The sequence below is a fragment of the Bacillus sp. GBSW19 genome (assembly GCF_002998655.1).
Classification (GTDB): Bacteria; Bacillota; Bacilli; order Bacillales; family Bacillaceae; genus Bacillus.
On sequence record NZ_PVRF01000004.1, the window covers coordinates 1 to 23,162 of the forward strand.

27 protein-coding genes, 2 tRNA genes and 1 rRNA gene are annotated in these 23,162 nt (G+C 40.9%); 20 read left to right on the forward strand and 10 right to left on the reverse strand.

Annotated features, from left to right (window positions below):
* Nucleotides 1–9: 9 nt before the first annotated feature.
* The 8 genes from rrf to tsaD all read left to right on the forward strand — a co-directional run bounded on the left by rrf (nucleotide 10) and on the right by tsaD (nucleotide 4,190).
* Nucleotides 10–125, forward strand: a 5S ribosomal RNA gene (gene rrf, locus C6344_RS16415).
* Nucleotides 126–143: 18 nt separating this feature from the next.
* Nucleotides 144–220 (forward strand) — tRNA-Met (locus tag C6344_RS16420).
* A 4-nt stretch (nucleotides 221–224) separates the two neighbouring features.
* Nucleotides 225–301 (forward strand) — tRNA-Asp (locus C6344_RS16425).
* A gap of 277 nt (nucleotides 302–578) precedes the next feature.
* A complete protein-coding gene (gene thiL / locus C6344_RS16430) occupies nucleotides 579–1,556 on the forward strand; it encodes a thiamine-phosphate kinase (RefSeq protein WP_060595644.1) in 978 nt (325 codons plus the stop codon).
* Nucleotides 1,557–1,568: 12 nt separating this feature from the next.
* Nucleotides 1,569–2,045, forward strand: coding sequence for a tRNA (adenosine(37)-N6)-threonylcarbamoyltransferase complex ATPase subunit type 1 TsaE (tsaE, locus tag C6344_RS16435; RefSeq protein WP_106071928.1), 477 nt, complete (start codon nucleotides 1,569–1,571; stop codon nucleotides 2,043–2,045).
* Nucleotides 2,026–2,715 (forward strand): tRNA (adenosine(37)-N6)-threonylcarbamoyltransferase complex dimerization subunit type 1 TsaB, encoded by a 690-nt coding sequence (tsaB, locus tag C6344_RS16440; RefSeq protein ID WP_106071927.1) that lies wholly within the window; start codon nucleotides 2,026–2,028, stop codon nucleotides 2,713–2,715. The genes tsaE and tsaB overlap by 20 nt, the downstream gene beginning before the upstream one ends.
* Before the next feature lie 25 nt (nucleotides 2,716–2,740).
* Nucleotides 2,741–3,169, forward strand: coding sequence for a ribosomal protein S18-alanine N-acetyltransferase (rimI, locus tag C6344_RS16445; protein WP_024424460.1), 429 nt, complete (start codon nucleotides 2,741–2,743; stop codon nucleotides 3,167–3,169).
* Entirely contained in the window at nucleotides 3,162–4,190 is a 1,029-nt protein-coding gene (gene tsaD / locus C6344_RS16450; protein WP_034664904.1) for a tRNA (adenosine(37)-N6)-threonylcarbamoyltransferase complex transferase subunit TsaD, read from the forward strand. The genes rimI and tsaD overlap by 8 nt, the downstream gene beginning before the upstream one ends.
* A gap of 271 nt (nucleotides 4,191–4,461) precedes the next feature.
* Here the strand turns inward: tsaD and C6344_RS16455 are convergent, their stop codons facing one another.
* Entirely contained in the window at nucleotides 4,462–6,384 is a 1,923-nt protein-coding gene (locus tag C6344_RS16455) for an ABC transporter ATP-binding protein (protein ID WP_106072623.1), read from the reverse strand.
* A gap of 138 nt (nucleotides 6,385–6,522) precedes the next feature.
* Between C6344_RS16455 and moaC the strand changes: the two genes are divergently transcribed.
* From moaC to tatC, 4 genes are read left to right on the forward strand one after another with little or no spacing between them, the layout of a single operon-like run.
* The gene (gene moaC, locus C6344_RS16460) at nucleotides 6,523–7,014 is read left to right on the forward strand and encodes a cyclic pyranopterin monophosphate synthase MoaC (RefSeq protein ID WP_066031256.1); all 492 of its coding nucleotides are present in this window, start codon (nucleotides 6,523–6,525) and stop codon (nucleotides 7,012–7,014) included.
* 15 nt (nucleotides 7,015–7,029) lie between these two features.
* Entirely contained in the window at nucleotides 7,030–7,683 is a 654-nt protein-coding gene (locus tag C6344_RS16465; protein ID WP_008355687.1) for a redox-sensing transcriptional repressor Rex, read from the forward strand.
* A gap of 27 nt (nucleotides 7,684–7,710) precedes the next feature.
* On the forward strand, nucleotides 7,711–7,890 hold the full coding sequence (locus C6344_RS16470; RefSeq protein ID WP_012009077.1) for a twin-arginine translocase TatA/TatE family subunit: 180 nt from the start codon (nucleotides 7,711–7,713) through the stop codon (nucleotides 7,888–7,890).
* 6 nt (nucleotides 7,891–7,896) lie between these two features.
* On the forward strand, nucleotides 7,897–8,661 hold the full coding sequence (gene tatC / locus C6344_RS16475) for a twin-arginine translocase subunit TatC (RefSeq protein ID WP_223250516.1): 765 nt from the start codon (nucleotides 7,897–7,899) through the stop codon (nucleotides 8,659–8,661).
* Between the two features lie 39 nt (nucleotides 8,662–8,700).
* Here the strand turns inward: tatC and C6344_RS16480 are convergent, their stop codons facing one another.
* Genes C6344_RS16480 through C6344_RS16490 form a run of 3 tightly spaced genes read right to left on the reverse strand, consistent with a single transcriptional unit; the run spans nucleotide 8,701 to nucleotide 10,310 of the window.
* Complete coding sequence (locus C6344_RS16480; RefSeq protein ID WP_106073101.1) at nucleotides 8,701–9,327, reverse strand: NUDIX hydrolase; 627 nt, start codon at nucleotides 9,325–9,327, stop codon at nucleotides 8,701–8,703.
* Between the two features lie 57 nt (nucleotides 9,328–9,384).
* Nucleotides 9,385–9,579 carry a YdiK family protein gene (locus C6344_RS16485; RefSeq protein WP_034664886.1) on the reverse strand — a complete coding sequence of 65 codons (195 nt, stop codon included), beginning with the start codon at nucleotides 9,577–9,579 and terminating at the stop codon, nucleotides 9,385–9,387.
* Complete coding sequence (locus tag C6344_RS16490; protein WP_106071923.1) at nucleotides 9,576–10,310, reverse strand: CPBP family intramembrane glutamic endopeptidase; 735 nt, start codon at nucleotides 10,308–10,310, stop codon at nucleotides 9,576–9,578. The genes C6344_RS16485 and C6344_RS16490 overlap by 4 nt, the downstream gene beginning before the upstream one ends.
* Nucleotides 10,311–10,539: 229 nt before the next feature.
* Between C6344_RS16490 and groES the strand changes: the two genes are divergently transcribed.
* Nucleotides 10,540–10,824, forward strand: a complete 285-nt coding sequence (gene groES, locus C6344_RS16495; RefSeq protein ID WP_003214120.1) for a co-chaperone GroES — start codon at nucleotides 10,540–10,542, stop codon at nucleotides 10,822–10,824.
* Nucleotides 10,825–10,880: 56 nt separating this feature from the next.
* Nucleotides 10,881–12,515 carry a chaperonin GroEL gene (gene groL / locus C6344_RS16500; protein WP_034320371.1) on the forward strand — a complete coding sequence of 545 codons (1,635 nt, stop codon included), beginning with the start codon at nucleotides 10,881–10,883 and terminating at the stop codon, nucleotides 12,513–12,515.
* Nucleotides 12,516–13,009: 494 nt separating this feature from the next.
* Here groL and C6344_RS16510 read toward each other — a convergent pair whose 3' ends face one another.
* Complete coding sequence (locus C6344_RS16510; RefSeq protein ID WP_060595652.1) at nucleotides 13,010–13,522, reverse strand: DUF3231 family protein; 513 nt, start codon at nucleotides 13,520–13,522, stop codon at nucleotides 13,010–13,012.
* Nucleotides 13,523–14,012: 490 nt separating this feature from the next.
* Here C6344_RS16510 and C6344_RS16515 point away from each other — a divergent pair, with 490 nt between their 5' ends.
* The 4 genes from C6344_RS16515 (at nucleotide 14,013) to C6344_RS16530 (ending at nucleotide 16,225) form a co-directional block, all read left to right on the forward strand.
* On the forward strand, nucleotides 14,013–14,465 hold the full coding sequence (locus C6344_RS16515) for a MarR family winged helix-turn-helix transcriptional regulator (RefSeq protein ID WP_034664870.1): 453 nt from the start codon (nucleotides 14,013–14,015) through the stop codon (nucleotides 14,463–14,465).
* Nucleotides 14,466–14,487: 22 nt separating this feature from the next.
* Nucleotides 14,488–15,006 carry a spermidine/spermine N(1)-acetyltransferase gene (gene paiA, locus C6344_RS16520; protein ID WP_034664865.1) on the forward strand — a complete coding sequence of 173 codons (519 nt, stop codon included), beginning with the start codon at nucleotides 14,488–14,490 and terminating at the stop codon, nucleotides 15,004–15,006.
* A 20-nt stretch (nucleotides 15,007–15,026) separates the two neighbouring features.
* Nucleotides 15,027–15,626, forward strand: a complete 600-nt coding sequence (locus C6344_RS16525; protein WP_066031253.1) for an FMN-binding negative transcriptional regulator — start codon at nucleotides 15,027–15,029, stop codon at nucleotides 15,624–15,626.
* 182 nt (nucleotides 15,627–15,808) lie between these two features.
* Nucleotides 15,809–16,225, forward strand: a complete 417-nt coding sequence (locus C6344_RS16530) for a hypothetical protein (RefSeq protein WP_066031252.1) — start codon at nucleotides 15,809–15,811, stop codon at nucleotides 16,223–16,225.
* 62 nt (nucleotides 16,226–16,287) lie between these two features.
* Here C6344_RS16530 and C6344_RS16535 read toward each other — a convergent pair whose 3' ends face one another.
* Both C6344_RS16535 and C6344_RS16540 read right to left on the reverse strand, forming a co-directional pair.
* Nucleotides 16,288–16,755 (reverse strand): hypothetical protein, encoded by a 468-nt coding sequence (locus C6344_RS16535; RefSeq protein WP_066031251.1) that lies wholly within the window; start codon nucleotides 16,753–16,755, stop codon nucleotides 16,288–16,290.
* 124 nt (nucleotides 16,756–16,879) lie between these two features.
* On the reverse strand, nucleotides 16,880–17,554 hold the full coding sequence (locus C6344_RS16540) for a hypothetical protein (RefSeq protein WP_034664848.1): 675 nt from the start codon (nucleotides 17,552–17,554) through the stop codon (nucleotides 16,880–16,882).
* Nucleotides 17,555–17,763: 209 nt separating this feature from the next.
* Here C6344_RS16540 and C6344_RS16545 point away from each other — a divergent pair, with 209 nt between their 5' ends.
* Together C6344_RS16545 and C6344_RS16550 are read left to right on the forward strand one after the other, a co-directional pair.
* Nucleotides 17,764–18,132: an RlpA-like double-psi beta-barrel domain-containing protein gene (locus C6344_RS16545; protein WP_003213878.1), complete on the forward strand. Its 369-nt coding sequence runs from the start codon at nucleotides 17,764–17,766 to the stop codon at nucleotides 18,130–18,132.
* 73 nt (nucleotides 18,133–18,205) lie between these two features.
* The gene (locus tag C6344_RS16550) at nucleotides 18,206–19,255 is read left to right on the forward strand and encodes a hypothetical protein (protein ID WP_066031250.1); all 1,050 of its coding nucleotides are present in this window, start codon (nucleotides 18,206–18,208) and stop codon (nucleotides 19,253–19,255) included.
* A 214-nt stretch (nucleotides 19,256–19,469) separates the two neighbouring features.
* Here C6344_RS16550 and C6344_RS16560 read toward each other — a convergent pair whose 3' ends face one another.
* The 3 genes from C6344_RS16560 to gabP form a co-directional block, all read right to left on the reverse strand.
* On the reverse strand, nucleotides 19,470–19,844 hold the full coding sequence (locus C6344_RS16560; protein ID WP_034664837.1) for a carboxymuconolactone decarboxylase family protein: 375 nt from the start codon (nucleotides 19,842–19,844) through the stop codon (nucleotides 19,470–19,472).
* A 265-nt stretch (nucleotides 19,845–20,109) separates the two neighbouring features.
* Nucleotides 20,110–21,639 carry a multicopper oxidase family protein gene (locus C6344_RS16565; protein WP_060595661.1) on the reverse strand — a complete coding sequence of 510 codons (1,530 nt, stop codon included), beginning with the start codon at nucleotides 21,637–21,639 and terminating at the stop codon, nucleotides 20,110–20,112.
* 98 nt (nucleotides 21,640–21,737) lie between these two features.
* Complete coding sequence (gabP, locus tag C6344_RS16570) at nucleotides 21,738–23,126, reverse strand: GABA permease (protein ID WP_034664831.1); 1,389 nt, start codon at nucleotides 23,124–23,126, stop codon at nucleotides 21,738–21,740.
* Nucleotides 23,127–23,162 lie beyond the last annotated feature (36 nt).

The following is a 23,162-nucleotide window of genomic DNA, read 5'->3' on the forward strand; positions in this document are numbered from 1 at the left end:
TCCATCAGGTTTGGTGGCGATAGCGAAGAGGTCACACCCGTTCCCATACCGAACACGGAAGTTAAGCTCTTCAGCGCCGATGGTAGTTGGGGGTCTCCCCCTGTGAGAGTAGGACGCCGCCAAGCTTGTCATATTTATATCATCGCGGGGTGGAGCAGTTCGGTAGCTCGTCGGGCTCATAACCCGAAGGTCGCAGGTTCAAATCCTGCCCCCGCAACCAAAATGGTCCGGTAGTTCAGTTGGTTAGAATGCCTGCCTGTCACGCAGGAGGTCGCGGGTTCGAGTCCCGTCCGGACCGCCATTTTTATGACTTGTAAACGAAAACGTATAGTTTCGTTTTTTTTTATGTCTTTTTCTTTTCGTACGTATCCAAGATGCAATGAATTGGTTTGTGTTTGGCTACACGTTATGTGAAAAGAAAAAGATAGATCACTTCAACCCAGCCTGGTTTTTTCATACCAGGCTTTCTTTATATCATTTTTAATTGGAATTGAAACTCATATTGGCTTACACTAATACTAATTATGTCTGACATCGTGTCTACTCAATCAATTGATTGCATGAAGGGGCTGCTTTTTATGGATGAATTTGATCTTATTCGCCGAATTACACCAAAAGAAACACATCAGCGTTCTTTGGTTATGGGCATCGGTGATGATGCAAGTGTTTATCAACCTCATTCACATTGTGAAGAGGTCGTTTGTGTTGATACAATGGTGGAGTATGTTCATTTTCGCTTTGATTTTTCCACACCTTTTGAGATTGGCTTTAAAGCACTAGCGGTCAATGTCAGTGATATCGCCGCAATGGGAGGAACCCCAAAGTATTATCTTGTATCGATTGCGATCCCCCCTCATGGTGATGAGACGATCGTCTCAGCTCTTTACGAGGGAATGAAAGCATTGGCTGACACCTATCATATGGATTTAATTGGTGGAGATACAGTCGCCACTCGCAGTGACTTTGTCATTACAGTGACGGTCATTGGCGAGGTTCCCAAGGGAACAGCTTGTTATCGTCACAGTGCTCAGACAGGAGACGTCGTCTTTGTCACAGGTGAGCTTGGTTCATCAGCTGCTGGCTTATCACTTTTAATGAACGAAGTAACCCCTACCAAGGCAGTCGACAAAGCCTTTTTTCTTGATCGTCATAAAAAGCCTCAGCCTCACATTGCTGCTGGACATATTTGCTCAAGCTTCCCACGGGTCACCTTGAATGATGTGAGTGATGGATTAGCGAGTGAGCTGAATGAGATAGCCGAAGCGAGTCATGTGACGATAGAGATAGAAGCAAACAAGCTCCCCACACATCCAGATTTACCAGTGCTGCGTAAAGACTGGCTGGAATGGGTGTTATTTGGCGGGGAAGACTTTGTATTAACTGGTACGATTCCAGAGGCTGATTGGGAAAGCTTTGAAATGCAATGTAGAAAAGAAGACATTCAAGTCAAACGCATTGGACAAGTCAAAGGTGATCAATCAGCAAGCGTTATATTAAAAGACAATAAACAGCAAACAATGTTAATGAAAAAAGGATATAATCATTTTAAGAAATGAGGTGACATAACTGTGAAATTAACATGGACGACAAAAGGTGCGGATGAGACGAAACGAATTGCCGCTGCTTTGGCCAAACTTGTGATGCCAAGCGATGTTTTGACATTAGAAGGGGATTTAGGTGCAGGCAAAACTACTTTTTCAAAAGGTTTTGCAGAAGGCTTAGGGATTACCCGTATCGTCAACAGCCCTACCTTTACGATTATTAAAGAATATACCGATGGCAGACTGCCACTTTATCATATGGACGTGTACCGCATGGAAGATGCGGAAGAAGATATTGGGCTCGAAGAATATTTTGAGGGCGAAGGTGTATGCTTGGTTGAGTGGGCACATCTCATTGGACCTCAATTGCCTTCCACCTATTTGAAAATAGAAATGCTGAGAACAGAACGTGAAGAAGAACGTCATCTCACGTTTAGTGCAAAAGGGGAACGCTATAAGACCCTTTGTAAGGAGATGAAAGAATTTGACCATACTGGCAATTGATACGTCTAACCATACACTAGGAATTGCCCTTGTAAAAGGTTCCACAGTGATTGGTGAGAGCATCACGTATTTAAAAAAGAACCATTCCGTCCGAGCGATGCCGACTGTTGAGGCATTAATGAAAGAATGTGGTGTAGCGCCAAGTGAACTAAGTAAAATCGTTGTAGCGAAAGGACCTGGTTCCTACACTGGTGTCCGAATTGGTGTGACCATTGCAAAAACACTCGCGTGGACGCTGTCTATCCCGATATCGGCTGTTTCAAGTTTAGAAACACTTGCGGCAAATGGTCAATACTTTGATGGATGGATCTCGCCACTATTTGATGCGAGAAGAGGACAAGTTTATACTGGGCTATATACGTTTGAAGAAGGAAAAATTAAAGAGATCAAACCAGACCAAAATATCTTGCTCACGGATTGGCTTCATGAGCTGAAGCAGACAGGAAAGCCTGTCCTATTTCTTGGGCAGGATGTGCATCTTCATGAAGAGAGCATTCGCTCCATTTTAGGAGAAACTGCTGTGATAGCAGAGGGAGCTTTTCAAAACCCAAGACCTTCAATGCTTGCGTTTTTAGGGACAGATCGTCCTGCTGAAGATGTTCATCAGCTTGTTCCTAACTATATTCGTTTGGCAGAAGCGGAAGTGAAATGGCTTGAAGGACAAAAATAATCTCAACATAACAGAGATTCGAAAAATGACGGTAGCGGACATTCCAGAGGTGTATACGATTGAAGTGCATTCATTTACTGCACCTTGGAAAAAAGAATCATTTGTCTATGAGATTCTCCATAACCAGTACAGCCATTATTTCCTCATTGAAGAAGATAAACAGCCTGTTGGGTATTGCGGGGTCTGGATCGTCATGGACGATGCACAAATTACGAACATTGCGATTCTCCCTGAGCATAGAGGAAAGGGCTACGGGGAAGCATTGCTGCGATATGTCATGGAATTTTGCAAAGAAAAAAAGACAGATCATCTTTCTTTAGAGGTGCGGGTTTCGAATACACCTGCACAATCCCTTTATGAAAAGCTTGGTTTCAGACCAGCTTCTATTCGAAAGAATTATTATACGGATAATGGGGAAGATGCATTGGTCATGTGGGTGAATATAAATGAGTGAACAAACAGATCGATTCATATTAGGTATAGAGACAAGCTGTGATGAAACAGCTGCATCCATTGTAAAAAATGGGAAAGAAATTGTGGCGAATGTTGTAGCCTCGCAAATAGAAAGTCATAAACGATTTGGCGGTGTTGTACCAGAAATCGCTTCAAGACATCACGTGGAACAAGTTACCATCGTATTGGAAGAAGTGATGACACAGGCCAATATGAGCTTTCAGGATTTAGATGCCATTGCTGTCACAGAAGGACCGGGCTTAGTCGGTGCCCTTCTGATCGGTGTCAACGCAGCCAAGGCACTAAGCTTTGCTCATCAGATTCCTCTTGTTGGTGTACATCATATTGCTGGGCATATTTATGCAAACCAGCTTGTAGATGAATTACAGTTTCCATGTTTGGCTCTTGTTGTCTCTGGTGGACATACTGAACTTGTGCTAATGAAGGAGCATGGATCTTTTGAGGTCATCGGAGAAACATTAGATGATGCGGCTGGAGAAGCCTACGATAAAGTGGCTCGGACGATGGGTCTCCCGTATCCAGGTGGACCTCATATTGATCGGTTAGCACATGAAGGAGAGCCAACGATTAAACTTCCTCGTGCATGGCTTGAAGAAGGTTCCTATCACTTTAGCTTTAGTGGATTAAAATCAGCTGTAATTAACACATTACACAATGCATCTCAAAAGGGAGAAACAATTGCTCCAGAGAATTTGGCAGCAAGTTTTCAAGCAAGCGTCATTGAGGTGCTTGTTGGGAAAACATTAAAAGCGGCTGAGGCCTATGGCGTAAAGCAGGTTGTCCTAGCTGGTGGAGTCGCTGCCAATAAAGGACTGAGAGAAGCTTTGACGACAGCATTCACAAAGCTACCTGACGTGAAGGTCATTATTCCGCCGTTATCTCTTTGCACAGACAATGCAGCCATGATCGCTGCTGCTGGAACCATTGCGTTTGAAAAGGGAATAAGAGGCGATATGGCGATGAATGGCCAGCCGGGCTTACCGCTTGTCTCATATGAATGAAAACTCCTGTGGATACACAGGTTTTTTTCATTTTCAATGAAAGCGATTTATTCACATGTAAACGTTATATATCCACAATTATTTGAAAATTTTGTTTTAAAATGAAGAGAATGTGTATAAAAAAGAAATTTTGTGTGGATATGTGGTTAAAAACCTGTGAATAAAGTGGATAAGTTCAAAATTTTTAAGAATAACAAAGAAGTTTTTGTGGATATTAATGTGGATAATAAATTTTCACTGAAAGAAAAAAGAGCACCCATTTGGGCACTCTTTAAGATTCGGATAGCTCTTCCCACTCCGCGAAAAGTGATTCAAGCTCTTGATTAAGCGTATCATTTTCTGTTTGAATGTCTTGGACCTTCTCATGATTTTGGAAAATAGCAGGATCACATAGAAGCTCTTCATTTTCACCAAGTTTCTCTTCAATGACAGCAATCCGCTTTTCAATTTCCTCGATTCTGCGCTGCTTTTGTCTTTCTTTCTTTTTCAGTTCTTTTTCTTCCGCATAAGAAAGCTTTGCTGTTTCTACTGGCTTTGCTGCTTGTTTTTTAAGCGGTTCATTTTCTTGAAGCGCCTCAAGCTCTAATTGTTCATTTTTCTTTTCAAGGTAGTAGTCATAGTCACCAAGGTATTCTTTTGTTTCCGCTCGCGACAGCTCGAATACTTTCGTTGCTAGTCGATTAATAAAATAACGGTCATGCGAAACAAATAAGATGGTTCCTGGATAATCGATCAGCGCATTCTCTAAAATTTCCTTACTATCTAAGTCCAAATGGTTCGTAGGCTCATCAAGTATTAGGAAATTGGCTTTTTGGAGCATCAGCTTTGCCAGGGCAAGCCGGGCTTTTTCTCCACCGCTTAATGCATGAACGGGCTTTAAGACGTCATCACCAGAAAAAAGGAAATTCCCTAAACATGTCCGAATTTCTTTTTCATTCATATGAGGATAGTCATCCCAAAGCTCATTGAGCACTTTTTTGGATGATGTCAGTTTGGCTTGTTCTTGGTCATAGTAGCCGATCGTGACATGAGATCCAAAGGTGATGTCGCCTTTTACAGGCGTTAATGTGTTCGTTAACGTTTTTAAAAGGGTTGATTTCCCGATCCCGTTAGGACCAATGAGTGCCACGCTATCCTCACGTTTGATCTGAAAAGAAAGGGAGGATAGGAGCGGTGTTTTTTCATCATAACGAATGTCGAGATCATGTACCTTCAGCACATCATTGCCGCTTTGTCTCGTAATATCAAAATGAAAGTTTGCGGATTTTTCATCACCTAATGGCTTATCTAAACGATCCATCCGTTCCAGCTGCTTGCGTCTGCTCTGAGCGCGCTTTGTGGTTGAGGCTCTTGCCAGGTTGCGATCTACGAAGTCTTGGAGCTTTGAGATTTCTCCTTGTTGCTTTTCGTAGAGCTTCATATCACGCTCTAGCTGCTCAGCTTTCAGTTCAAGATACTTACTATAGTTGCCTGCGAACTTTTTCATGGCAGTTCTTGAGACTTCATACACATGGTTCACCACTTTGTCTAAGAAGTAGCGGTCATGGGACACGATCAGAATGGCGCCTGTATAATTTTGCAAATATTGCTCCAGCCATGATAAGGTATCAATATCTAAATGGTTGGTCGGCTCGTCCAGAATTAAGAGTTCTGGTTTCATTAATAAGAGCTTTCCAAGCGCTAGACGGGTTTTCTGGCCGCCGCTTAAGGATTGAACGGTTGTCTCATCTTCAAAGTGACTAAAGCCCAGCCCATGAAGAATGGAGCGGACATCTGCTTCGTATTGATAGCCGCCTTGATCTTTAAATTCCTGCTGCAGTCTGTCATAGGTTTTCATGAGGGAATCCAGCTCAGAACCTGTGGAGGAAGCCATTTTCTCCTCAATGATTCTCATCTCTTGTTCTATCCCTTTTAAATGATCAAAAACCGATAATAATTCGTCTTTTAACGTACGTGTAGATGTCACATCGGTATGCTGTGCTAAATAGCCGATCGATAGGTCTTTCGGTTTGATGATCTCACCTTGCTCGTAAGACAATTGACCGGCAATGATTTTCAAAAGCGTGGATTTGCCTGCGCCGTTACGACCTACAATGGCAATCCGATCCCTTGCTTTGACTTCTAATTTTATATTCGTTAAAACGGTATCAGCACCAAACGATTTGGACAGCTGATTCACTTGTAGAATCATCATGTAACTTCACCTCTGCTATAATATGTTAAGTGTAGCTTATCAGCAGTAAACCGGCAAATGTTACATACAATCGCCATATTCAAATGAAAGACAGATAGGAAAAAATAGTGTATCATTTGAGTGAGGGAGCGTTGAAAGATGAGTCAATTTAGCCACTTTAACGAACAGGGAAGAGCAAAGATGGTCGACATTAGTGACAAATCGTCTACAGTGAGAACCGCCGTTGCTGCTTCAAGCGTTCGTATGATAAAAGAAGTGTTTCATAAAATACAACAACGTGAAATTGGAAAAGGGGATGTGCTGTCTGTTGCACAGGTTGCTGGCATCATGGCAGCAAAGCAAACATCTACCATCATTCCAATGTGTCATCCGCTTGCACTAAAAGGCGTGGATATCTCCTTTGATTGGGAGGAAGACGGAAATGCGTACATTCTGAACATACAAGTACAGGTGAAAACAAAAGGAAGTACGGGTGTGGAGATGGAAGCGCTCACTTCTGCTTCAGTATGTGCACTGACCGTTTACGACATGTGCAAAGCGATTGATAAAGGCATGATCATCGGTCCTACCTATTTAATTGAAAAGACAGGCGGGAAAAACGGTGATTTTCACAGAGCATCTGATATTTAAGTTGGAGGACCTTATATGAATATAGATCAGTCAAAAATTCCACAAGCGACAGCCAAACGTTTGCCGCTATATTACCGTTTTTTAAAAAATCTGCATGCATCAGGAAAACAAAGGGTGTCATCGGCAGAGCTTAGTGATGCAGTCAAAGTGGATTCTGCCACCATTCGCCGAGATTTTTCGTACTTTGGTGCACTTGGGAAGAAAGGGTATGGCTATAATGTCGATTACCTCTTGACCTTCTTCAGAAAGACACTTGACCAAGATGAAATGACCAATGTCATGCTCATCGGTGTCGGGAATTTAGGGACTGCTTTTTTACACTATAATTTCATCAAAAATAATAATACAAAAATTTCAATGGCTTTTGACGTCAATGAGAGTAAAATAGGAAGTGAGATAGGCGGCGTGCCTGTCTATGATTTGGATAAGCTTGAAGAGCATGTTCAAGAGGTAGGAGATATTCCTGTTGCCATTTTGACAGTACCTGCCGTAGCAGCTCAATCCATTACAGATCGTTTGATTGCCCTTGGCATCAAAGGAATCCTTAACTTTACGCCGGCTCGATTGAATGTGCCGGAACACATTCGAATTCATCATATAGATTTGGCGGTTGAACTTCAGTCTCTTGTGTATTTCTTAAAGCATTACTCTGTTACACAGGAGGATTGACGAAAAGGGGTAAAGGGGGTGGAGCAAATGGGTCCGATTGGTCCTGGAAGTTTGGTTCTGATTGCGATTGTTGCGCTCATTATTTTTGGGCCGAAAAAGCTTCCTCAATTAGGAAGAGCAGCAGGAGATACATTACGTGAATTTAAAAATGCCACAAAAGGTTTAGCTGATGATCAGGAAGAAAATAAGAAAAAAGAAGATCAGTAGAATAGGATGAGCTTCATGAATGTCAAAGATATGCCGCTTATGGAGCATATTGTGGAACTGCGAAAACGTTTAGTGATCATTGCGATGTTTTTTGTTGCCTTTATGGTGGCAGGTTTTTTTCTCGCTAAGCCGGTCATTGTGTATTTACAAAATACGGATGAAGCGGCGACACTGACGCTGAACGCGTTTAAGCTCACAGATCCTCTGTACGTGTTTATGCAGTTCGCATTTGTCATTGCTTTGGTTTTGACGTGTCCCGTGATTTTATATCAGCTATGGGCATTTGTGAGTCCTGGCTTATATGATAAAGAAAGAAAGGTGACACTTGCTTACATTCCGATTGCACTGCTTTTATTTTTGAGCGGTGTGGCTTTCTCTTATTTTATTTTGTTTCCCTTTGTCGTCGATTTTCTGATGCGGATGTCGAATGATTTAAATGTAGAGCAAGTGATTGGGATTCATGAGTATTTTACATTTCTGATGCAGTTAACACTTCCATTTGGCTTTTTGTTTCAGATGCCCGTTGTGTTGATGTTTCTCACAAGACTTGGCATCATCACACCGATGTTTTTATCAAAAATACGGAAGTATGCCTATTTTGTCCTCCTTGTCATTGCCGCACTGATTACACCGCCAGAGATCGTTTCTCACCTCATGGTTACCTTGCCGATGCTCGTTTTGTACGAAGTGAGTATTGTCATTTCGAGAGTGACCTATCGCAAAATGCAGCAAACAGAGACAGAGGAGAAAGAAAATTATGATGTCTCATAAAAAAGCATCGTGATCCAAATAAGGGTCACGATGCTTTTTCTATTGTGAAAGGAATTGATTGATCGCTTGAAATAGATGTTGATAATAGGTAGGCTCATGCGGGACAAAATCTTGTACACAGACTACTCTGTTTTCCTCACGTTGTTCTTCGGCTTCATCCACTTTAAAGCCCTCCAGATGAATATTTTCACATTTTCTCATGAAAAGCTGCTGTGCATCCATTAGCTTTGCTCTGTAAAGTCCAGCGACTTCTTCTTTTTGTAATTGAACGTTCATCTCTTCTTCTTGATGAATGTAAAGATACACATGGCTAAATTCACGATCGATGAAATTTGGCAGATGGATTTCATCCTGTATAACTCCTGCAAAGTTCAGATCCTCAAAAGGGATAGAAAGACCAAGCTCTTCTTTTACCTCTCTCATACCGTCAGAAGGCTGTTCATTTGCAAGAAGGTGGCCTGCTGCTGTGATATCAAACAGAGCAGGAAAATCTTTTTTTGCGGGGCTTCTTAGCTGAAAATAGAGATACACGGTGTCATGTTCCTTTTTGAGAAGCCAGAAATGAAAGGTTTCATGCCAAAGGCCTTGGGCGTGGACATCTGAACGGGGTGCAACTCCAATCGCTTCATGCTGCTCATTTAAGATGTTCAGTTTTTCTTGTTCCATGAAAACTTGTCCTCCATAAAAAAACCATTTTCCAGAGATTAGAAAATGGTTTTTGATTTATTTTTGCTGCTGTTTTTTGAGTTTGACAGAGAAGGCAAACATTTTAAACGCGATATTGATATTATAGGCCGCAAACACCATCAGCAAAATGCTGTAAAATGACCACATGTCACCTGGATTTTGAATGGCCATATAGGTGAAAGCAACACCTACGGCAAAATAAATGACGCCCCATACGACAGGGTTTCTCATGAGAAAAAGCCTCCAATAATCATTTGCATTGTTTGAGATTGTTCTTCAATCATTTTTCTTACTGGCTCAATCTGCACAAGAATGACGAGCGAGTTCATCAGCATATGTGCACCGATTGGAACGATGATACGTTTTGTTTTCGCATATAAAAAGGCAAATGTAAAGCCCATCGCAGTATAAAGTAAGATATGAGCAAAATCATTGTGTACAGCTGCGAATACCACTGAACTGACAAGCGCTCCAATAAAGAAGTTCGTTTTTTCATAAATCACACCAAAAATGATTTTTCGGAAAATGATTTCCTCTAATATCGGTCCAATCAGGGCGATGACAATTACAAGCCATGGAACTGCATCCATAATGGATAAGATGGCTTGAGTATTTTCGGATTCACGGCCAATGCCAAATGCATATTGTTCAATCGCTCCTGCAATCGATTGTGCAAAGAGGGAAAGAAAGAAACCGCCAATGATCCAGGCGATAGCTACCCCGACTGAAACCGGTGCTTCATTTCGAAGTGAAGCTTTTGGCACAGTCCGAAGAATGAGCAGAATAATGATTAATCCGATACAGAAGCTGATGATTGTCCATGTTCCTGACAATTTAGAGAGCTCTGTTTGTGTCATCGGTGTCTGAATGAATCCTAACCATTTCATGATGAACACATAAGGAATCGCAGAAACCTGCACCAATATATACGTTAAGATGATGTACCAATATTGTTTTTTCAAGTAACGAAAACCCCTTTACTAAAAGAACTAGATTTATTGTAACACAAGTCTTCTTTTTCGATGAAAAGGAAAGAATCTGAGTTGAAAAAAGATCATGAAAGCGTAAAAATTTTTAAAGGTTTTTACTTGAAATTACAGAAGACATTCTTTATTATAATAAATGTGTTAGCACTCACTGGTGATGAGTGCTAAAAAAGACTACATATAAAAATTGAGGAGGTTGTTTCTTATGTTAAAGCCATTAGGCGATCGCGTAATCATTGAACTCGTTGAATCTGAGGAAAAAACCGCTAGCGGTATTGTGTTACCGGATTCTGCAAAAGAAAAACCGCAAGAAGGTAAAATTGTTGCAGCAGGTTCAGGTCGTGTACTTGAAAGTGGTGAGCGCGTTGCGTTAGAAGTAAACACAGGCGACCGCATTATCTTCTCAAAATATGCAGGCACTGAAGTGAAATATGAAGGCAAAGAATATTTAATCCTTCGTGAGAGCGACATTTTAGCTGTTATTGGTTAATCACATAAAAAAACATTGAGATATATTTCTAAAAAGACTGAGGAGGTTTCGTTATTATGGCAAAAGATATTAAGTTCAGTGAAGAAGCACGTCGTGCGATGTTACGTGGTGTAGATGCACTTGCAGATGCTGTAAAAGTAACTTTAGGACCTAAAGGACGTAACGTGGTTCTTGAGAAAAAATTCGGTTCACCACTTATCACAAATGATGGTGTAACAATTGCAAAAGAAATCGAATTAGAAGATGCATTTGAAAACATGGGTGCAAAACTTGTGGCTGAAGTTGCAAGCAAAACAAATGACGTAGCTGGTGACGGTACAACTACTGCAACAGTTTTAGCTCAAGCAATGATCCGTGAAGGTCTTAAAAACGTAACAGCTGGTGCAAACCCTGTTGGCGTTCGTAAAGGGATCGAAGAAGCAGTGAAAGTAGCACTTGAAGGCTTGCACGAGATTTCTAAACCAATCGAAGGCAAAGAATCAATTGCTCAAGTTGCGTCTATTTCTGCAGCAGATGAAGAAGTAGGCAGCCTAATCGCTGAAGCAATGGAGCGTGTAGGTAACGACGGCGTGATCACAATCGAAGAATCTAAAGGGTTCACAACTGAGCTTGAAGTGGTTGAAGGAATGCAGTTTGACCGCGGATATGCTTCACCATACATGGTGACTGATTCTGATAAGATGGAAGCGGTTCTTGAAAATCCTTACATCTTAATCACTGATAAAAAGATCACGAACATTCAAGAAATCCTTCCTGTACTTGAGCAAGTTGTACAACAAGGAAAACCATTATTGATCATTGCTGAAGATGTAGAAGGCGAAGCACTTGCAACTCTTGTTGTGAACAAACTTCGTGGTACATTCAACGCAGTGGCAGTCAAAGCACCTGGATTCGGTGACCGTCGTAAAGCAATGCTTGAAGACATCTCTGTTCTAACTGGCGGAGAGTTAATCACAGAAGACCTAGGACTTGACCTGAAATCAACTGAAATCGGTCAGCTTGGCCGCGCGTCTAAAGTTGTTGTGACAAAAGAAAACACAACCATCGTAGAAGGCTCAGGAGATTCTGCTCAAATCGCAGCACGCGTCAACCAAATCCGTGCGCAAGTAGAAGAAACAACTTCTGAATTCGATAAAGAAAAATTACAAGAACGTCTTGCAAAACTAGCTGGCGGCGTCGCTGTCATCAAAGTTGGGGCTGCAACGGAAACAGAACTAAAAGAGCGCAAACTCCGCATCGAGGATGCACTGAACTCAACTCGTGCAGCAGTTGAAGAAGGTATCGTATCCGGTGGTGGTACAGCACTTGTGAATGTATACAAAAAAGTCGCTTCAATCGAAGCAGATGGTGACGTTCAAACAGGTGTAAACATCGTTCTACGTTCTCTTGAAGAGCCAATCCGTCAAATCGCTCACAACGCAGGTCTTGAAGGATCCGTCATCGTTGAGCGCTTGAAAAACGAAGAAATTGGCGTAGGCTTCAACGCAGCAACAAACGAATGGGTAAACATGATCGAAAAAGGAATCGTTGACCCAACAAAAGTAACTCGCTCTGCACTTCAAAACGCAGCTTCTGTTGCAGCAATGCTTCTAACAACTGAAGCAGTCGTTGCTGACAAACCAGAAGAAGGCGGCTCAGGCGGCGGAATGCCAGACATGGGCGGCATGGGTGGTATGGGCGGCATGATGTAATCAGGGTTTCAAAACCTTGTTATATCAACGTCTGAAATAATAATATGCTTTTCTTGTCGTCATATTTGTCCTTGTGTTATTAAAAACAAGGCAACCTGTGACAAATAAGTTAACTATAGAAGAAGGCCTTTCATCAGTTTGCAAAACTGTTGGGAGGCCTTTTCTTCCATATTAACAGTCATATGAGTATAGATATTCCTATAAAAGAGAAAGGCTACTCTCGAAGTTTTTAAACCACTGGTTAGTTGCTATCAATGTTTAAACAACCTATAGTAATAGGAGCTTTTAAATCTGAGGAAGATATTTTTAGGTATATTAAAGGAATTGATCTTCTAGTGCTGATGATGTTGGCTCAGAGGCAATCGATGGGAATGGAAAAATATAGTGACTGTAAAGAGAGTGACGGAGAGTTTTCAATTTGTAGAAAGTTTAAAGCTTAGCAAGAAAAGAGTAAACCCTAAAAGTCTACTCTTTAATGTTTAATCATCTTATGATTAGCAATCTTCTGCTTTGCTATGATGAAGAGGTGGTGGAATTAACCATCCTTTTTCTTTGTTAAGTCTAAGGGCTTTTGCTCCAAGTGCTGTCTTTTGAACATGAAACTGTCCAAACATCATAGCTATGTCTTCTCGAATGGATTGCCCCATAATTGTGCTACACGATACTAAGCCTGCCGCAATGTTCGCCGAAAGGCCAGCGGCTATTTCTGGATCTTGAAAACGTGCCCCTACTGGAATATCGTCTATACAAGCTTTAGGTCGTTCAGGAGGTGTTGGAGGTAAGCCGATTCCATTTTCTTTTAATAAAGTTTCAATTTCTTTGATTTCTTGTTGCCCACCCTGAATAGCTTCTTCAATTAATTTTTGTAAGTCTTCGTCACCTGCATGGTTTAAGTGGGTTTGATAACCAGCAACTAAACCTTTAGCTACCATCAAGTAAGACCATGTACCAAACACTTCACCATAGTGCATAGGTTCATCCGTTGGATTTCCACTTAAAATTCCCATTGTCATCCTCCCTAATTGTAAAATATTCATTAAGCGACCTTCCTTTCTTGACGATTGGTCACCTTTTTATAGTTCCTAAATTAAACCATTATATTCATCATTTTAATGATGGTTGTTAAAGGTAAAAATTCTAATTTTAATCTATGTGGACTCTTACGAATAATGGCTAATAAAACTGGAGAGATTATGTTATAAAAAGAGGCGGTTGCATAAAGGGAAATTATCTTCTAGCAACGAATATATATGATAAAATGTAGTGGCATATTATGAGCTCTCTTCTTCTTTTTCCCATTGCCTAACCACCTTCGTTCGCGATGATCAGAGATCGTTATTTTTTGTAACGATTACCACTATTAAAGAAACGAGCGAAATAAAGAAAATGAAAAAACACTTTCTCAATGAAGGTGTTTTTTTATTGTGTTTACAACAAAAATAAACTATAATATTGTTATGTTTTATGTTGTAAATGCAACAAAAGGAGTCGTGATAAATGAGAGAGATTTTGCGAGAGATTGGCGTCATCGCTCGGGCGCTTGATTCTATAAGTAATATTGAATTTAAAGAGTACGATTTAACGAAGGGGCAGTATTTGTATCTTGTGCGTATCTGTGAAGAGCCTGGCATCATTCAGGAAAAGCTGGCGGAAATGATCAAGGTGGATCGAACAACGGCTGCTCGTGCTATCAAAAAATTAGAACTGCATGGTTTTATTGAGAAGAAAGATGATCGAGTGAATAAAAAAATCAAAAAGCTGTTTCCCACTGATAAAGGGGAAGCGGTATATCCAATGATCAAACGAGAAAATGATTATTCGAATCAAGTAGCGCTGGATGGATTTTCTGAAGAGGAAGCAGAACAGATATATGAGTATCTTCTAAGGGTGAGAAAAAATATCGAAAAAGATTGGGATTATGTGAAAAAAGGAAATAAGAGACGCTACTAAATGATAAGGAGTGATGACTTCAATGACCGTCACTTTTATTCCATGTAATGAACAGCATATAGAAGAGCTGCAAAAAGTCGGTATCGACACATTTATAGAAACCTTTCAGAATCAAAACAAAGCGGAACATATCGATGCTTACGTAAAGACAGCATTTCATCCGAACCAGCTGTTAAAAGAATTACATCATCCATCTTCACAGTTCTATTTTGTTCAAGTGAATGGCGAAGTTGCTGGTTATTTGAAGGTCAATATGGATGATGCGCAGTCAGAAGAGATGGGAAGTGAAGCGTTAGAGATTGAAAGAATTTATATTAAGCAGTCCTTTCAAAAACAAGGATTAGGCCGATATTTAATCAATCAAGCCTTTGAGATCGCGAAGAAATATCATAAACGTGATGTTTGGCTTGGGGTGTGGGAGCACAACAAAGCGGCCATCGCATTTTATCAAAAGCTAGGGTTTGTTCAAACAGGAGTGCATGCATTCCTTATGGGGGACGAAGAGCAAATGGATCTCATTATGACCAAAACACTGAGCTGATCTAAAAGGGGGAAGAGAACATGCATGTTCCATCATTTTTTCAAATGAAAGATATGGAGAAAATCAAATCATTTATTCAATCAAATTCATTTGCAACAGTTGTGACCACAACGGATGAAAAACCCATTGCGACACATATTCCAGTGAGTTTTCATCAAGTTGAAGATTCGTATGTGATTACAGGGCATATGGCGATTGGAAATCCACAGTGGAAAACGTTTGAAGAAAATGAGAAGGTGCTCGTCATCTTTCAAGGACCGCATGCCTATATATCCTCTTCATGGTATGAAAAAGAAGCCGTACCGACATGGAATTATCAGGCTGTCCATGTATATGGAAAGGCTGTGCTGTTAGAAAAAGGGGAACTGGTAAAAGAATTAACCACGATGCTGGAAACATACGAAAGCCACAGAGAACAGCCTGTTTTATGGGATACATTGTCTGATGAACTGTTAGAGAAACAAATGAAAGGGATTGTGGGCTTTAAAATCATCATTGATGAAGTTCAGGCTGCTTTTAAACTAAGCCAAAATCGCCATGAAAGGGATTATGCTCACATCATTGAAAAGTTGGAAGCAGAGGGTGACCTGGAAATGGCTGAGGCGATGAAGAGAGAGTAAAGGATGTATGAGAAAAGCACTCTTATGATCAAGAGTGCTTTTTTTTGTTTTGAGAGAAATGAGATATCTTGGCTTATAATGTCACATTTTCTTTAAAATTACATAAAAAAATCCACTATTTCCATAAAAAATCAGATCAATTCCTTATAATAAAGGTATCTGAGAATGGGGAGTGAGTCGAGATGGACCAAAACTTGCTGCAAATGAATCAAGTGAGATCAGAGGATGAATTAGCGGTTGTTAATATATCTTCTACAGAAATTGGGGCGCTGTCAAAGGAAGCGGCTGAGCGGATTTTACAAACGAAGGATACGGATGATATTCATTTACTGATGTATGTCCCGATTGAAAAGAAAGCAGATTTGATTTGGTTGATTGAAAGTGTTGGACAGGCGTTAGAAGATGAGGATGACGATAACGTTGCACTTGAATTGGCTGATTTGCTCTATTTCTTTGTCATTCCATTTTATAAGGAGTATATTTTGAGGGAACATCATTTGTATGAGTGTATAGATGATTTGTTGGTACGAATAGCATCAAGGACTCACTCAGATATTCACACACTAGTCGATGCGATGAGAGACGATTTGACTGAATAAACATGAAAAAAGGCTTGTAGAGAAGTCCTCTACAAGCTTTTTTCATCGTAAAAAACCATAAATTATTGGGCTCTTTCCCACGTGATTTTTGTTTCATTTGTTTTTTTCTTTCCTTTTGCCAGTACTTTGCCGTTTTCTTGTTTTACGGTGATGTTTAGGTCGTAAAAGGAATAGAGGGCGCCAAGGCTGTCATTTTCTGGTTTGTGCAGATTGTTTTCTTTTTCAGTTGATGCCCCGATAGCCAGCGTCTTGGCAAAGTTTAAACCGATGACTTCAGCGTAATCACTATTGGTATCAGAGGAAGCTGTTACATTTAAAGAAATGACTTTTTTCTTTTGATCAACAGTGATATCCGTGTCTTTTATAAGTTTAGACTGTTCCATGACTTCTTTCGTTTCTTTTTGAATGCGTTCATTAATCGTTGGAAGTGTCTTCGTTTCTGTTTTTTGTTCGTTTGTCGTATTCGAGCAAGCTGCTAGTATGAAGAGACTTGCAACTAGGCTCATGAAAACAAGTAGACTTTTTCTCACGTTCGTTCTCCTTTTTTCTGCGAAGTATGTATGTTTATGTTACCACGAATCCTAGTTTTGATTAAAAGAGAAGTGTTGATAAGCTGTGAACAATAAAAAGCACCCAAAATAGGGCGCTTTTTTCTTATTGTGCTGAAAGGCTTGTACTTAATGGAACAGAAGAAATGACGGTGAATTTAGGAGCCGCAGCACCAGACTCTAAATTTTTACGTAAAAGCGATGATTTGATTGTTCCATCCCATTTTTTATAGACACTTCCTGAAGTATTCGCACGAAGCTGTACATTCGAGAAACTTGCTTGTGAGTAGCTGTTTGTTCCATTATCTTGGACGCCGTGAACCATTTTGACGACATCGAGGTTTTTCAGACGACTAGGGTTGAAAACAGGCTGCTTATAGCGCAATTTCCCATTGACGTATAGTGACACTGTGCCATCACCATTGTTGATGAGCTTTAAGTTGACACGTGCACCATCCGTAATGCTCTTATCGTACTCACTGTTCCAGTATTGACTGCCGCCTTGTGAGCCGCTGCCAAGAAAGACCTTATAGCCAGAAGACGTTTTTGAAATACCGCTCTCTACAACGGCAGAGCCGAGACCGAGGTACCAGTCCGCATAGCCATTTTTAATAGTGGCTGTTTTCGGCAGCACAATATCAGCAGAGATACCTGACCATTTGGCTTCATCCGTTTGTGTCACAATCGCACCGTGACGGGGACCAGCTGCTGAGGCAGGGATACTTGATAGCATCAAAACGAAGGCCAAACTTACACTCAAAACGATGAACCACTTTTTCATAAAAATTCCTCCTTAAATTGGATTCACTTTTATTATATAAAATGAAAGAGAGGGGCTACTTACATTGTTTTGGCCGATTTTGGTATTTTTTGTGAACAAAATCGGTCATAAAGTGGTCAACTTGTATCCGAATTGTAATGTGACTGTAAAATAACTGGGGGCATCTTCATGTATAATAAGTGCAGAAACCAAATACGGAGGATTTTTTAATGAATAAAAAGCTTATCGCGACAATCGTAACAGTAGCTAGTTTATTTTTGGCGTTTAGTTTCTCACATGGAGCAAGTGCAAAAAAAGTAAGCGGCAATATTACTTGGTATAATGGTGTCGGTAAAAAGGGCGCAGATGGAAAAAAACTCGGTCATTGGGATGCAGCAACTAAAATGGGATTTGACGTACCGAAAAAAGGTACAAAACTTAGAGTGACAACAAAAGCGAAACCACATAAAGTGATTACAGTATATAAATATGATGTAGGCAGAATGCCAAACGCTGTATTAGACGTCAGTCCAAAAGCATTCAAAGCACTAGGGTATAAAACAAGTAAAGGTGTCGTAAAAGGGCATTACACTTATTAATACATAGGCATGCAGAGAAGCGGGAAAAGTTCATTTTCTGGCTTCTTTTCTTGTAGAGAGGGTCTGAAAGGCAATGAAAAAATCAACATGGTGGATCATCACGGTCATCGGAGTCGCAGTGATTGCGGCAGTCATTTTCTTCATGATGAAGCCGGGGCAAGAGGCAAAGCATGCAGGAAAAGTGAAAACAAATCAAGATGCAAAAGACGAATTACTCGTTTCATTTACAGATCAACAGTTAAACAATACGTATTACCTGCATGACCGGGCGCTTCATACGGAGAAACTGACAGCATATCCTTCGATTGCTTATGATTCTACGAAACAGCTTTTATATTACACGTATACGGATGAAGACACGCAAAAAGTGAGTATTCGAGAATTGAATGTGAAAACAGATGAAGAAAAAACGCTGTTTACGAGTGATGATTCCATCGACAGTATGAGGCTGTCTGGGGACGGGAAGCAGTTATATCTCAGGTATAATAAGGATTCTGGCGAACAATTTTATGTCGCTTCTTATGATTTGAACACACAAAAAATGAAGGTGTTATATCCAGAAAAAAGCAAGGATGATACGGTGAGTTCTTTTGCTTATGATCCGGCGTCAAACCTTCTGGCAATCCAGCATTATTCCTTAAAAGAAGATTACAAGAAAACCGATGAAGCGAATGAAAAGGGAAGAGACCCTGAACCAACGACCATGAAGATCACCCTTCAAACAGGTGCGAAGGGGAAGCGTATTACACGTATCTCGCAAACGATCAATGATATTTCATTTTCACCAGATCATAAGACATTGATTTATACAGAAGTGAAGGTGCGAAACGAAAAAGAAGTATCCTCTATTAAAATGCTTGATGTAGAAACAGGAAAACAGGCGACACTCGTTAAGAACAGTAAGAATGTGCATATTTTAAGTGCCGCACAGCCGCAATTTTCTACGGACGGATCTTCTGTTTATTTCTTAGGTGTTGCTAAAAACGCAAAGGAATTAAAGGATGACACCGGACGAAAAGCAAAGGTAAGAACGATATTTGAATACAATATCAAGAAGAAAACAGTGGAAGCCGCTTGGGAGAAGGATGGCGGAATTGTTAACAATTTCACTGTCAATCGATAAAGGGTACGTTCAGTTATTTGATATAACTGGACGTTTTTTTATTTTGCCGCTTGAAATGATGGTGAAATTGAGGAATTCATGGAAGGGAAAGCAATTTTTAAGCAGGAAACGTGTGGTATTTTCGTATTTTGCTTATGTGACAGAGGAAAAGAAAGAGAGTAATATGAGTGTACATAAAAAACGAGAGGACAGATGACTTCTCGTTTTCACTGATTTATTTGGTGTTATTGTCTAATAAATTTTGAAAGATAAACAGGGCATTAATGGAGTGAGGGAATCCAGCAACTTTTGTACAGTGCTTAATAATCTCCATGATCTCTATGACAGAAAGTCCGATATGTAATGCTTGTTCAAAATGAGTCTTTAATTCTTCATCACAATCGCCTTTTGTAATGAGGGCAGATAATGTACTGATGGCCTTTTGTTTTTCATCTAAAATGAAGTGGTTGAATTCTTTTTGTTCACCGAGTTCAATTGTTAGCTGTTCAATATTTGACCAAATGCTCTCGTTTTCCTGAATTGAAAGCTTTTCTATGTTACCTGCCGCTGTTTCTTGTGTGACCTGGCAAGTCTCTTTTTCTTCATTCAAATTGAACTCCTCCGTTTTTTATCGCAATTTTCCATTTGTTCGTTCATTGTGGCTTATGTGCCTTTTGATAGATGCAATGGGTATATAGTAGTATTATCGGTTTGCTGCGTCAACATTTTAAGTGTTGAATGCTCAAAGAAACCATTCATGCGATTTATTATTCCATTTTGAAAGGGCTAATGAATGGATGTCCGTTAGCCCTTTGGTGTATCAGAAGTTTTATACAAGTTTCTACGCATTTACGGGAAGAGTGGTTTCATTTTTATTAAATGATATCCATCGGCCTCATCATGTCATAATCTTCATGCTCTAAAATATGACAATGCCACACATATCGGCCGCTGTATGGAACAAATCGAGCAACGATCCGAATGACTTCACCAGCATGCGCCTGAATGGTGTCCTTGTAGCCTTGTTCATGTAAAGGAGGCGCTTCGTTTGGTCCTGTATACACGATTTCTCCTGTCGATTGATAGACTTCTGTATCAAATGGTCTTCTGTCTAAAACCCTAAATTGAACAAGGTGCAAATGAATAGGGTGTGTGCCCCTGGTTGGATTGACGATGGACCAAACCTCTAGACTGCCAAGACGAGGATTTTCGGTGACAGGGTCATTCCAAAATTGATTATCCAACAATAGGATAGGGCGGCCGTATTTATCCTGCGTGCCGCTAAGTGTGAGTGTACGCTCTCTATCAGCTTGACTTGGCCGAAGCGTTGGCAGCGGTTTGAAAATCGGACGTAATGTTTTAGGTACTCTCCCTTTTAGCGGACGTGTGACTTTGAATTGCATAATGTTCGCATCTGTTTCAGGATTCACATCCTGTCCGCAGCCGGCTGTATTTTTGAGAGTGATCGTTTTGTTTTCGTAAGCTGAAAAGTCGATGATGACATCGAAACGTTCAGCAGGTGCGATGCTAAAGGATTGATGGCGAACAGGTCTTGGCAAAAAGCCCCCATCGGAACCAATTTGCAAGATTGTGGCGTCGTTATCTAGATGCAGCTCGTAAGTTCTAGTATTGGACGCATTTAAGATACGAAAGCGGTATTTTCGCGGCTCTACTTCTAAATAAGGCCATACTTTTCCATTGACTAAAATCGTTTCTCCACAAAAAAAGGGCACGATGGATGGGTCTGGTAGGTCACTGTCTTCTGGCGTGTCGTTTGGTCTGCTAGGATAAAACAGTGAGCCATCCTCCTGAAACGTACGGTCCATGATCATTAAAGGAATGTCATAGTCATCTTTCGGCAGCTCTAAGGACTTTTCAAACGCATCAGAGATCAAATAAAACCCAGCTAAGCCGGCGTACACATTTAATCGTGTCAATGCCATCGCATGATCGTGATACCACAATGTGCAGGCTTGCTGATGATTTGGGTATACGTATACCTCTCGTTCAAAGAAGGGGCCGGTTGCTTCAAAGTCTCGTGAAAACCAAGCCTCTGGATAGCCGTCACTGCTTGCTGGTGTGACGCCGCCATGCAGATGAACGACCGTTTTGACTTCTGGTTCATCATGATGGCCGGCATGAATGGTGTGATCGACCGGCAGGAAATGCTTCAACGGCAATTTGTTCATCCATTTCACTTTGACTTTTTCATTTCGATTCGCTTGAATGGTTGGACCAGGCAAACTGCCATTATAGGTCCATAGCTTGGTTGGGGGCAGGTCTCTATGAACTTTTAGGAATACCTCCTCCATAGCAATTTCATAATACGTTTGTCTTGGGTTCTTTTTGACGGGCTTCGCGACTTCTGGAATTGGAAGCTCGTCAACAAATTTTTCTAGGTTCATGTCGTCTAATCCTCACTTATAATCCAATTTGATACAGTATAAGTGCGGACATGAAAATAGGTGAATAAAATAAAAAAACCCGCTTTTCAGCGGGAGCATTACGGGTGTTTATTTTCAAGCGCTGCATTTGCAGGCACTTTTTTATTCGGTTTAAAGACGAAATAAGCGGCAAGCACACCGAAGGTAATGATACTTGTCAAAATGAGCTGTGGTCTCATTGATTCGATAAACAGCATCGATGCCAAGATGGCGCAAATGACCAAAATGGTAAAGTACGTGAGATATGGGAACAGCCACATTTTGATTTTGAGCTGCTCTGGATTTTCTTTTTCGATTTTACGGCGCATTCTTAATTGTGAAACAGCAATGACCAAGTAGACAAGAAGGGCAATGGCGCCGGATGCATTGACTAAGAACAAAAAGATGGTTTCAGGATAAAAGTAGTTCATCATGACGGCAATGTAGGAAAAGAAGGTGCCTGCGACTGTAGCCGCTACGGGAACACCACGTTTGCTGATTTTCATAAAGCGTTTCGGTGCTTCGCCTCTTTCTGCCAATGAATAAAGCATTCTGGACGTTGTGTACAACCCAGAGTTTAAGCAAGATAGAACGGCTGTTAAAACAATGACGTTCATGACTTGAGCAGCTGATGGAACGCCGATGTATTCTAATACCGCAACGAACGGGCTTGTTAAAATACTCGCTGAATTCCATGGAAGCAAGGTCACAACGACAGCGATGGATCCGACGTAGAACACGATGATACGCCATACAACAGAGCGGGTAGCTGTTGTCACAGACTTGACTGGGTCTGCTGATTCTCCGGCCGCTATTGCCACAATCTCGGTTCCCATGAAGGAAAAGATGACGACGACAATTCCGAGTAAAACAGAGCTGAATCCATTTGGAAGGAAACCACCGTTCCCCGTTAAATTGGCAAGACCTGCAGTATGATGACCGCCAAAACCAAAGATAAATGCAAAACCGATGAGTAGAAAGAGAATAATGCTGACGACTTTTATTAATGAGAACCAGTATTCAAATTCGCCAAAAGATTTAACAGAAAAGATATTTGTTAATGTTAAGAGGATAGTGAGGATAAGACTTGTGAGCCAAACAGGTGCATCTCCATACCAATACTGAATAATGGCAGCACCGGCAATGGCTTCGATGGCGATGACGATGACCCAGAAGAACCAGTAAAGCCAGCCAATTGTAAACCCGGCCCAAGGACCGATGGCATCACTCGCATATTGTGAGAAGGAACCGCTTGTCGGATAGGCGCATGCCATTTCTCCAAGCATTCTCATAATAAAGATCACCAGAAGTCCGGCAAAAGAATAGGAAAGAATGGCTCCAGGCCCTGCAGAATGAATGACAGCGCCGCTACCAACAAATAGCCCTGCGCCAATAACCCCAGCAATGGAGATCATTGAAATATGTCTTGTTTTCAGATTTTTTTGAAGACCGTTTGTCATGTTGGACATGTCTTTACCTCCAAACATTTCTCTTCATAGAGAAAT

Coding starts and splice junctions, on each gene's coding strand:
- thiL (WP_060595644.1), top strand. CDS start 579: ATGGATGAATTTGATCTTATTCGCCGAATTACACCAAAAGAAACACAT.
- rimI (WP_024424460.1), top strand. CDS start 2,741: ATGACGGTAGCGGACATTCCAGAGGTGTATACGATTGAAGTGCATTCA.
- tsaD (WP_034664904.1), top strand. CDS start 3,162: ATGAGTGAACAAACAGATCGATTCATATTAGGTATAGAGACAAGCTGT.
- C6344_RS16455 (WP_106072623.1), bottom strand. CDS start 6,384: ATGATGATTCTACAAGTGAATCAGCTGTCCAAATCGTTTGGTGCTGAT.
- moaC (WP_066031256.1), top strand. CDS start 6,523: ATGAGTCAATTTAGCCACTTTAACGAACAGGGAAGAGCAAAGATGGTC.
- C6344_RS16465 (WP_008355687.1), top strand. CDS start 7,030: ATGAATATAGATCAGTCAAAAATTCCACAAGCGACAGCCAAACGTTTG.
- C6344_RS16470 (WP_012009077.1), top strand. CDS start 7,711: ATGGGTCCGATTGGTCCTGGAAGTTTGGTTCTGATTGCGATTGTTGCG.
- tatC (WP_223250516.1), top strand. CDS start 7,897: ATGAGCTTCATGAATGTCAAAGATATGCCGCTTATGGAGCATATTGTG.
- C6344_RS16480 (WP_106073101.1), bottom strand. CDS start 9,327: ATGGAACAAGAAAAACTGAACATCTTAAATGAGCAGCATGAAGCGATT.
- C6344_RS16485 (WP_034664886.1), bottom strand. CDS start 9,579: ATGAGAAACCCTGTCGTATGGGGCGTCATTTATTTTGCCGTAGGTGTT.
- groES (WP_003214120.1), top strand. CDS start 10,540: ATGTTAAAGCCATTAGGCGATCGCGTAATCATTGAACTCGTTGAATCT.
- groL (WP_034320371.1), top strand. CDS start 10,881: ATGGCAAAAGATATTAAGTTCAGTGAAGAAGCACGTCGTGCGATGTTA.
- C6344_RS16510 (WP_060595652.1), bottom strand. CDS start 13,522: ATGGGAATTTTAAGTGGAAATCCAACGGATGAACCTATGCACTATGGT.
- C6344_RS16515 (WP_034664870.1), top strand. CDS start 14,013: ATGAGAGAGATTTTGCGAGAGATTGGCGTCATCGCTCGGGCGCTTGAT.
- paiA (WP_034664865.1), top strand. CDS start 14,488: ATGACCGTCACTTTTATTCCATGTAATGAACAGCATATAGAAGAGCTG.
- C6344_RS16525 (WP_066031253.1), top strand. CDS start 15,027: ATGCATGTTCCATCATTTTTTCAAATGAAAGATATGGAGAAAATCAAA.
- C6344_RS16530 (WP_066031252.1), top strand. CDS start 15,809: ATGGACCAAAACTTGCTGCAAATGAATCAAGTGAGATCAGAGGATGAA.
- C6344_RS16540 (WP_034664848.1), bottom strand. CDS start 17,554: ATGAAAAAGTGGTTCATCGTTTTGAGTGTAAGTTTGGCCTTCGTTTTG.
- C6344_RS16545 (WP_003213878.1), top strand. CDS start 17,764: ATGAATAAAAAGCTTATCGCGACAATCGTAACAGTAGCTAGTTTATTT.
- C6344_RS16550 (WP_066031250.1), top strand. CDS start 18,206: ATGAAAAAATCAACATGGTGGATCATCACGGTCATCGGAGTCGCAGTG.
- C6344_RS16565 (WP_060595661.1), bottom strand. CDS start 21,639: ATGAACCTAGAAAAATTTGTTGACGAGCTTCCAATTCCAGAAGTCGCG.
- gabP (WP_034664831.1), bottom strand. CDS start 23,126: ATGTCCAACATGACAAACGGTCTTCAAAAAAATCTGAAAACAAGACAT.